The sequence below is a fragment of the Streptomyces sp. NPDC006385 genome, from assembly GCF_040612485.1.
In the GTDB taxonomy this organism is placed as follows: domain Bacteria; phylum Actinomycetota; class Actinomycetes; order Streptomycetales; family Streptomycetaceae; genus Streptomyces.
Map to the genome: position 1 here is coordinate 1 of NZ_JBEXQG010000137.1, position 9,364 is coordinate 9,364.

General features: G+C 70.8%; 8 protein-coding genes. 2 read left to right on the forward strand and 6 right to left on the reverse strand.

Annotated features, from left to right (window positions below; translation table 11 throughout):
* Window positions 1-206 precede the first annotated feature (206 nt).
* A complete protein-coding gene (locus ABZ078_RS43595; protein WP_356584131.1) occupies window positions 207-998 on the reverse strand; it encodes a VOC family protein in 792 nt (263 codons plus the stop codon).
* A 277-nt stretch (window positions 999-1,275) separates the two neighbouring features.
* On the opposite strand from ABZ078_RS43595, the gene ABZ078_RS43600 reads away from it, so the two are divergent.
* Window positions 1,276-1,530 carry a WhiB family transcriptional regulator gene (locus ABZ078_RS43600; RefSeq protein WP_356584117.1) on the forward strand — a complete coding sequence of 85 codons (255 nt, stop codon included), beginning with the start codon at window positions 1,276-1,278 and terminating at the stop codon, window positions 1,528-1,530.
* 4 nt (window positions 1,531-1,534) lie between these two features.
* Here ABZ078_RS43600 and ABZ078_RS43605 read toward each other — a convergent pair whose 3' ends face one another.
* The 5 genes from ABZ078_RS43605 to ABZ078_RS43625 form a co-directional block, all read right to left on the reverse strand.
* Window positions 1,535-2,509 (reverse strand): acyl-ACP desaturase, encoded by a 975-nt coding sequence (locus ABZ078_RS43605; RefSeq protein ID WP_356584119.1) that lies wholly within the window; start codon window positions 2,507-2,509, stop codon window positions 1,535-1,537.
* Between the two features lie 220 nt (window positions 2,510-2,729).
* Window positions 2,730-3,506 (reverse strand): dimethylargininase, encoded by a 777-nt coding sequence (ddaH, locus tag ABZ078_RS43610; RefSeq protein ID WP_356584121.1) that lies wholly within the window; start codon window positions 3,504-3,506, stop codon window positions 2,730-2,732.
* Window positions 3,507-3,605: 99 nt separating this feature from the next.
* Complete coding sequence (locus ABZ078_RS43615) at window positions 3,606-5,873, reverse strand: excinuclease ABC subunit UvrA (protein WP_356584123.1); 2,268 nt, start codon at window positions 5,871-5,873, stop codon at window positions 3,606-3,608.
* Window positions 5,874-5,883: 10 nt separating this feature from the next.
* Window positions 5,884-7,509: an ABC-F family ATP-binding cassette domain-containing protein gene (locus ABZ078_RS43620; protein ID WP_356584125.1), complete on the reverse strand. Its 1,626-nt coding sequence runs from the start codon at window positions 7,507-7,509 to the stop codon at window positions 5,884-5,886.
* Window positions 7,510-7,820: 311 nt separating this feature from the next.
* Window positions 7,821-8,237, reverse strand: a complete 417-nt coding sequence (locus ABZ078_RS43625) for an SsgA family sporulation/cell division regulator (RefSeq protein WP_356584127.1) — start codon at window positions 8,235-8,237, stop codon at window positions 7,821-7,823.
* A gap of 253 nt (window positions 8,238-8,490) precedes the next feature.
* Here ABZ078_RS43625 and ABZ078_RS43630 point away from each other — a divergent pair.
* The coding region (locus tag ABZ078_RS43630) for an oxidoreductase (RefSeq protein ID WP_356584129.1) at window positions 8,491-9,364 on the forward strand (874 nt) is incomplete at its 3' end.

Genomic DNA, 9,364 nt, shown 5'->3' on the forward strand with positions numbered 1-9,364 from the left:
GTGGCGTCGTCGCCCGAAGGGCGGCCGCGCGGCGTCCGGTGCGCTCTCTCGGCGTGCCGCCCGGAAGCCCTCGTACTGGGCGTACTCGGGCTTTCGGGCGGTGCGGCGAGAGGGCGTGCCGGGCGTCGCGCGGCAGGCGCCACTTTCGCAACAGGCCCTAGGTCGTCGACCGCTCCCGGGCGGACGCCGGCGACTCCTCCGCCCGCTCAGCTCTGCGCCGGCTCGCTCCTGATCACCGCGAAGCGTGCCCCGTACGGGTCGGTGAGCTTGGCGATCCGGCCGATGTCCGGCAGGTGCGTGGCGGGCATACGGACGGTGCCGCCCAGCTCCTGGGTTCTGGCGGCCGTGGCGTCCGGGTCGGTGACCTCGAAGTACGGCAGCCAGTACGCGGGGCCCTGCGCCTCCGCCGGGTCGTCGGCCTTGTCGACGATCCCGCCGAACATGGCGTCCTCCCCTTCCCCGCCGGGGGCGAACGTCGTGTAGGTGCCGCCGAAGAAGTCGACGGCATAGGTCTCCATGCCGAGCGTGGCGTTGTAGAACCCCGCCGCGGCCGGCACGTCCGTGGTGTACAGCTCCAGCCAGCACAGCGAGCCCGGCTCCTGGACGACGTCGAGGCCCTTGTTGGTGCCGGGCTGCCACAGGCCGAAGCCCACGCCCGCCTTGTCGGCGAGGATCGCCATGCGGCCCAGGTCCAGCACGTCCATGGGCTGCATCAGCACCGAGCCGTGCGCCTGCTCGGCCGCCTTCGCCGTGGCGTCCACGTCCGGCGTCTGGAAGTACACCGTCCAGGACGGCGGACCCTGCTCCTCGGTGGTCTGCATGCCGCCGGCCACGGTCCTGCCGTCCAGCTGGAAGAGGCCGTAACCGCCGGTCTCGGGCCCGCCCGGCTGGAAACGCCAGCCGAACAGCCCGCCGTAGAAGGAGCCGGCGCCCTCGATGTCGGGTGTGCCGAGGTCGATCCAGTTCGGCGTGCCGGTGACGTAACGGGTGGTGAGCATCATCGCCCTCCTCGGAAGGGTCCCGCTTGCTCTGCCGAGTCTCGCACCGCCCACTGACAATCGCTGCCGGAAGCACGCGGTCGGCGGAGGCGACCGCCGCGGTCACGGTCGGTGACCGGTGCGGGTGCTTCGGCTTTCACCCATGTCAAGCGCGCCACCGCGCGCCGCCGTGCGCCACAGCGTCCGGCAAGGGACCATCGGAGCGGCCGGAGGCCCCGCGTCGAGGCGTTGATCCCGCGTTGATCGAACGTTTTTCACCGACCGGCACGATCCTGGCATGCACATCGAGACGATCGCGACGATCACCCCGCCCGACCTGGCCTGGCAGCAGGAGGCGTTGTGCGCGCAGACCGGGGCGGACTTCTTCTTCCCCGAGCCGGGCAGCTCCGTACGGGAGGCGAAGCGGATCTGCGGCATGTGCCCGATCCGCTCCGCCTGCCTGGAGTACGCCCTGAACAACGACGAACGCTTCGGCGTCTGGGGCGGCCTGTCGGAGAAGGAACGCCTGCAGCTCAGGCGCACGGCACGCTGAACGATCAGCCGTTCGCCCGAGCCGCCATCCGGGCCTTGCGCGCCGCCAGCTTCTCGTCGAACTTCGACGCCTCCGCGTCGAGGCCGCCCATGTACAGGCCCAGCTCCTCCTGGGCCTTCTGCCCGTCGGGGCCGAGGCCGTCGATCTCCATGATCTTCAGGAAGCGGAGGACCGGCTGGAGGACGTCGTCGTGGTGGATGCGCAGGTTGTAGACCTCGCCGATGGCCATCTGGGCGGCGGCGCGCTCGAAGCCGGGGATGCCGTGGCCGGGCATGCGGAAGTTGACCACCACGTCCCGCACGGCCTGCATGGTCAGGTCGGGGGCGAGTTCGAACGCGGCCTTCAGCAGGTTGCGGTAGAAGACCATGTGCAGGTTCTCGTCGGTCGCGATGCGCGCGAGCATGCGGTCGCAGACCGGGTCACCGGACTGGTGGCCGGTGTTGCGGTGCGAGATGCGCGTCGCGAGCTCCTGGAAGGCGACGTAGGCGACCGAGTGCAGCATCGAGTGCCGGTTGTCCGACTCGAAGCCCTCGCTCATGTGGGACATGCGGAACTGCTCCAGCTTGTCCGGGTCCACCGCGCGCGAGGTGAGCAGGTAGTCGCGCATCACGATGCCGTGCCGCCCCTCCTCGGCGGTCCAGCGGTGCACCCAGGTGCCCCACGCGCCGTCACGGCCGAAAAGCGAAGCGATCTCGTGGTGGTAGCTGGGGAGGTTGTCCTCGGTGAGGAGGTTCACCACGAGCGCGATGCGGCCGATCTCGGTGACCTTGGACTGCTCCTTGTCCCAGGCCTCCCCGTCCTCGAACAGGCCGGGGAAGTTGCGGCCGTCCGTCCACGGTACGTACTCGTGCGGCATCCAGTCCTTGGCGACCTTCAGATGCCGGTTGAGTTCCGTCTCGACCACTTCCTCCAGCGCGTACAACAGCCGGGCGTCGGTCCAGACGGCGGGACTGCCGAGGTGGGGGGAAGTAATCGTCACGGGAACTCCAGGGGACGCACAACATGGGGCAGAGGTGACCGGCGAGCGGTTGCCGGGAACCTACGGGATCGTAGGCTACGAATCCGTAGGTTACGAAGCCGTAGGTTAAGGGCGGTGTAAAGACCGCTGTTCAGCCGCCGTTCCGTCGGCAATTGGCGGGTATGCGAAAAGCCCCAGGACCCGCAGGTCCCGGGGCTGAAACAGCGTGTCGCTCAGCGGGTCAGGCGTACAGCTCCCGCATCCGTACCGAGAGACATGTCACACACCCTTCGAGCTTCTCGAACTCGCTGATGTCGACGACGACGGGCTCGTGGCCGAGGTCGGCGAGCAGCTCCGCCGTCTTCGGGGCGCTCGCGGCCATGAGCAGCTTGCCCCCGCCGAGCAGCACCACATGCGCCCCGGACTGCTCCGGCACTGGTAGGAAGCGCGGGAACAGCGACGGGACGTCCAGCTGCGGGATACGTCCCAGAATCGTTCCGTCGGGCAGCGCCGTGACCGCCGACTTCAGGTGCAGCACCTTGCTGACCGGCACGGCGACGACCCGCGCGCCCAGCGGCTCGAACGCGGCCCGCAGCTGCTGGACGCCGGCCGCGTTGGTGCGGCCGCCGCGGCCGACGTAGATCGTGTCGCCGACCTTCAGCACGTCGCCGCCGTCCAGCGTGCCCGGCTCCCAGATCCAGTTCACCGAGCAGCCGAGCGAGGCCACGGCCTCCTCCACGCCGATGGTCTCCGCGCGCCGGGACGTGGCACCGGGCCGGGTGATCAGCGCGACGTTCCGGTACATGACGACCGTGTCCTCGACGAACACCGCGTCGGGGCAGTCGTCGGCAGGGTCGACCTCGACCGTCTCCCAGCCGTGCGTACGCAGGGCCTCCACGTACGCCTCCCACTGCTCGACGGCGAGATCGACGTCGACCTTCTCCCGCTCGATGTGCGTCACCAGCCCTTCGGCGAGGCGCGGGCTGGGGTGGCGGACGAGGGCCTTCTTGCTGGGCACGACGGATCTCCGGATCGATGGCAGGTGGCGGCGCCCTGATGCAGGGGGCACCGGTCCGCCATCATGCAGGGACTACCCGCCGGTACAAAACCCTCGTGGTCAGGCTGTGGCCCTCCTGAGATGCTCGGCGGTGAAGGAGTCGCGGGCTTCGAGGAGCTTCCGTGGGGTTCCCTCGAAGATCACCCGGCCCCCGTCGCGCCCTCCGTCCGGCCCCAGGTCGATGATCCAGTCGGCGTGCGCCACGACGTCCAGGTTGTGCTCGACGACCACGACCGTGTTGCCCGCGTCGACCAGCCGGTCCAGCAGACCGAGCAGCCCGTCGACGTCCGACATGTGCAGTCCGGTCGTCGGCTCGTCGAGGACGTAGATCGCGCCCGTGCGGTGCAGCCGTGTCGCCAGCTTGATGCGCTGCCGTTCGCCGCCGGAGAGGGTGGAGAGGGGCTGGCCGAGCGTGAGGTACGTCAGCCCCACGTCCCGCAGGGCGTGCAGGCGTCGTCGTACGCCCGCGTCGTGGAAGAACTCCAGCGCCTGATCAGCCGTCATCTCCAGGACGTCCGCGACCGAGTTGCCGTCGACGGTGAGCCGCAGCACCTCGTCCCTGAAGCGCCGCCCCGCACAGTCGTGGCAGGTCGTCGTCACCGGGTCCATGAAGGCCAGGTCGGTGTAGATGATCCCGCGACCCTCGCACGTGCCGCACGCGCCGGCGGAGTTGAAGCTGAAGAACCCGGGCTCGGCGCCCGTCTCGCGCGCGAAGATCTTCCGTACCGTGTCCATGACTCCGAGATACGTCGCCGGAGTCGAGCGCCCGGAGACCCCGATCGACGACTGGTCCACGACCACCGCGTCCTCGTGACCGGCGGTGAACTCCGCGACCAGCGTGCTCTTCCCGGAGCCGGCGACCCCGGTCACCACGGTCAGCACCCCGGTCGGGAACTCCACCGTCACGTCCCGCAGATTGTGCCGGTCGGCGCCCTTCACCCAGAGCCCACCGTTCGCCGGCCGTACGTCCGCCTTGAGCGCGCTGCGGCGGCCCAGACACCGCCCGGTCACCGTGCCCGACCCGGCCAGCTCGCCCGGCGTCCCCTCGAACACGACCCGCCCGCCGCCCGCGCCGGCCCCCGGACCCATGTCGACGACGTGATCGGCGAGCGCGATGACGTCCGGGTCGTGTTCGACGACCAGGACGGTGTTGCCCTTGTCGCGCAGCCGCAGCAGCAGATCGCCGAGCCGGCCGACGTCGCGCGGGTGCAGGCCGACGCTGGGCTCGTCGAAGATGTACGTCATGCCGGTCAGGCTGGAGCCCAGGTGGCGGACCGTCTTCAGGCGCTGCCCCTCGCCGCCGGAGAGCGTGGACGTCTCCCGGTCGAGGCTGAGGTAGCCGAGGCCGATGGCGTCGACGCGTTCGAGGGCGGTGACGGCGGCGCGGGCGATCGGTCCGGCGACCGGGTCGTCGATGTCCTTCAGTACGGCGATGAGGTCGGTGACCTGCATGCGGGTGCAGTCGGCGATGTTCAGGCCGTTGACGCGCGTCGCGAGCGCCGCCGCGTTGAGGCGCGCTCCGGCGCAGACCGGGCAGGTGCCCTCCGCGAGGAACTCCCGCACGAGATCGCGGGTCTTCTGGCTCATCGCCGACAGGTCCCGCTTCAGGTACAGCCGCTCGAAGCGGGTGGCGAGGCCCTCGTAGTCGGTGGTCCAGGTGCCGCCGCTGCTGTTGACGGTGACCTTGCTGCCGGGGCGGCCGTGCATCAGGAAGTCGCGCTCCGCGGCGGTGAAGCGCCCGACGGGCTTGTCCGGATCGAGTTCGGTGCTGTTGGTGTACACCTGCCCCTGCCAGTTGCCCGCGGCGAACGGCGGGAAGCGGACCGCCCCGTCGGCCAGCGACCGGTCCGGGTCGAGGATGCGGTCCCAGTCCGGCCGTACCGTCCGGCCCAGGCCGTCGCACTCCGGGCACATGCCGGAGGGGTCGTTGAACGAGTACGCGGTCGCCGGCCCGGCGCTCGGGGTGCCGTGCCGGGAGAACAGCACCCGCATCACCGAGTAGATGTCGGTCATCGTGCCGACCGTGGACCGGGAGTGGCCCCCGATCGGCCGCTGGTCGACGACGATCGCGGGGGAGAGGTCCTGAAGCTCCTCCGCGTGCGGGCGCTCGTACTTGGGCAGCCGGTTGCGCACGAACCACGTGAAGGTCTCGTTCAGCTGGCGCTGTGACTCCACCGCGATCGTGTCGAAGACGATCGACGACTTCCCCGATCCCGAAACGCCGGTGAACACGGTCAGCCGGCCTTTCGGGATGCGGAGGGTGACGTCCTTGAGGTTGTTCTCCCTGGCTCCGGTGATGGTGATGAAAGCGGGCGTGAAATCGGGCATGAAGCCGAAGCTAGGCGGTATACCCGACAGCTTCTGGCGTGATTTCCTTCAGTTCTCCGTCCTCCAGCATCAGCCACCGCGTGATGCCGACCGACTCCAGGAACGGCAGGTCGTGGCTGGCCACGACCAGTGCCCCCTCGTACGACTCCAGGGCCGTGGTGAGCTGCCGCACGCTCGCGATGTCCAGGTTGTTCGTCGGCTCGTCCAGCATCAGCAGCTGCGGAGCGGGCTCCGCCAGCATCAGCGCGGCCAGCGTCGCCCGGAAGCGCTCGCCGCCGGACAGCGTCGCCGCCTTCTGGTCGGCCCGGGCGCCCCGGAACAGGAAGCGGGCCAGCCGCGCCCGGATCCGGTTGTTGGTGGCGCCCGGCGCGAACCGGGCCACGTTCTCGGCGACCGACCGCTCGCCGTCGAGCACGTCCAGCCGCTGCGGCAGGAAGCGCAGCGGGACATGCGCCCGCACCTCGCCCGCCACCGGCTCCAGCTCCCCGGCGATCGTCCGCAGCAGCGTCGTCTTGCCCGCGCCGTTGCGCCCGACGAGCGCGATCCGCTCCGGCCCGCGCAGATCGATTCCGCCGGTCACGCGCGCGCCGTACGCGAGCTCCAGGTCCTGGAGAGTGAGCACCTGCCGGCCCGGCGGTACGGCCGTGTACGGCAGGTCGACGCGGATCTCGTCGTCGTCCCGTACGGCGTCCACCGCCTCGTCGAGCCGCTCCTTGGCCTCGGCGAGCTTCTCCTCGTGCATGATGCGGTGCTTGCCCGCGGACTCCTGCGCCGCGCGCTTGCGCGCCCCCATGACGATCTTCGGCTCGCGCTTCTGATCCCACATCTTCTGGCCGTACCGTTTGCGGCGGGCCAACTTGACCTGGGCGTCGACCAGTTCGCGCTTCTGCTTCTTCAGGTCGGCCTCGGCGACCCGCACCATCCGCTCGGCCGCCTCCTGCTCGGCGGCGAGCACCTCCTCGTACACCGAGTAGTTGCCGCCGTACCAGGTGATCTCGCCCGACCGCAGATCGGCGATCTGGTCGACGAGTTCGAGGAGTTCACGGTCATGGCTGACCACCACCATCACCCCGGGCCAGGACGCGACGGCCGCGTACAGCCGTCCGCGCGCGTACAGGTCGAGGTTGTTGGTGGGCTCGTCGAGCAGCAGGACGTCCGGGCGGCGCAGCAGCAGTGCGGCCAGCCGCAGCAGCACCGACTCGCCGCCCGAGACCTCGCCGATGGTGCGGTCCAACTCGATGTGGCCGAGCCCGAGTTCGCCGAGCGTGGCGAGCGCGCGCTCCTCCACGTCCCAGTCGTCGCCGACGGTCTCGAAGTGCTCCTCGGCCACGTCGCCCGCCTCGATGGCGTGCAGCGCGGCCCGCTTGGCGGCGATGCCGAGGGCCTCGTCGACCCGCAGGCCGGTGTCCAGCGTGACGTTCTGCGGGAGGTAGCCGACCTCGCCCGCGACGCGTACGGCGCCGTCGGCCGGGGTGAGCTCACCCGCGATGAGCTTCAACAGGGTGGATTTCCCGGACCCGTTGACGCCGACGAGCCCGGTCCGGCCGGGGCCGAAGGCGACGTCGAGGCCCTCGAAGACGGGGGTGCCGTCGGGCCAGGTGAAGGCAAGGGACGTACAGGTGAGGGAAGTAGACATACGGGCCTCCGCGGATGCTCGAAGCGATCAAGGGCAAACGCGTTTCGAGACACCGGCGACCGACGGGGAGGCCTCGGGCGGGCATGAGAAAAGCCCTGTTTCCGGAGGACGGCTCGAACGCCGAGGTCGCACGCGGCGCACACACACCTCAGGTGTGTGACGCGGTGTCTCAGGACCTCAGACGAGCAACGTCCTTCTCCAATCGACGGCAACAGGACCGCTGTACACCGTAGGAGCGGGCTGGGACGGTGTCAACGTGATTGACGGGCCCGGTGCCGGGCCCTCGTCTCAAGGAAGCCCGGCGGGACGCCTCAGCAGGCGTCCCGCATCAGTTCCGCGAGGTCGCGGTCCAGGTCGAGCTGGAGGTGCTCCAGACCGAGCGGCACCAGCTCGCTCGTGGACCGCAGGAAGCGCCGCACCTCGCTCGAGTGGATGTGCACGACCGCGGTGCCCTCGGGGGCGTGGAACTCAAGGACGGTACGGTCGAAGCCGTACGGCCGCACCCGGACGTCGCCGTGGCCCTCGGGACCCTGAAGGCCGGCCACCAGCAGCTCGCGGCTGAAGGTCCAGCAGACCTCGACGCCCTCCAGGGTGGCCGGGGCCGGGAAGGTCATACGGACGGCGAACGGGTCGCGCCGGTCGTAGTGAAGGGTCGCCGGAATGCTCGGCATCCGCGGCGCGGCGGCGACGAGACGGGCCTCGACGGGCTGCTCGATGACGGTGGACAACGCCTTGCTCCCTTGTGATGGCTGGACGAAGGTCCGGGCGGACGAGACCGGGCACTGGTAGAGACGACGGAATCAGCCAATCCGTGCACCCCGATATCGAGTGACCTGTGTCACCGCCTTCATGCACAGGAGTGGGGCGTTCGCCCCCGCGTGCCGGGAAAGTCGCATGTGGCCGCCCGTTTTCGCCCGCTTGCGCCGGTGGTCGCCGAGGCCGTCTGGACGGCGCGCTGGCACTGGACTAGCTTCGCCCGCCATGAGGCGCACGGGGAGCACGCGACGGTCGGGGTACACGTTTCGGACAGCGGCCGCGGGGGTGGCCTGCGGGGCGGCGCTGGCCGCGCTGACGTCCGTACCCGCGCAGGCGCACGAGGTCGAGCGCCGGGCGCCGCACTGGGAACTCAAGGACAGCGGCACGCCCGAGGTGCGCTTCCGGGGGCTGTCCGCGGTCAGCCGGTCCACGGCGTGGCTGGCCGGAACCGAGGGCACCGTCCTGCGCACCACCGACGGCGGCGCCACCTGGCGGAACGTCTCGCCGCCGGGCGCCGCCGAGTTGCAGTTCCGGGACGTCGAGGCGTTCGACGCGCGCCGTGCCGTGGTGCTGGCCGTCGGAGAGGGCGAGGCGTCCCGCGTGTACCGCACCGAGGACGGCGGCGCGACCTGGACCGAGTCCTTCCGCAACACCGACGCGCGGGCCTTCTACGACTGCCTCACCTTCTTCGACCGCCGCCACGGCCTGGCGATGAGCGACCCGGTGGACGGCCGGTTCCGCCTTCTGTCGACCAGCGACGGCGGCCGTTCCTGGAAGGTGCTGCCGAGCGAGGCGATGCCCGCCGCACTGGAGGGCGAGGCCGGCTTCGCGGCGAGCGGGCAGTGCCTGGTCGCCTCCGGGCCGAGGGACGTCTGGCTGGCCACCGGCGGGGCCGCACGCGCGCGCGTGCTGCACTCCGCCGACCGAGGGCGGACCTGGACGGCCGCCGACACCCCGATCCCGGCCGGCGACCCGGCCCGCGGTGTCTTCGCCCTCGCCTTCCGCGACCGCACGCACGGCCTCGCCGTCGGCGGCGACCACCGCCCCGACCAGCCCTCCCCGCAGGCCGCGGCCCGCACCGCCGACGGCGGCCGCGGCT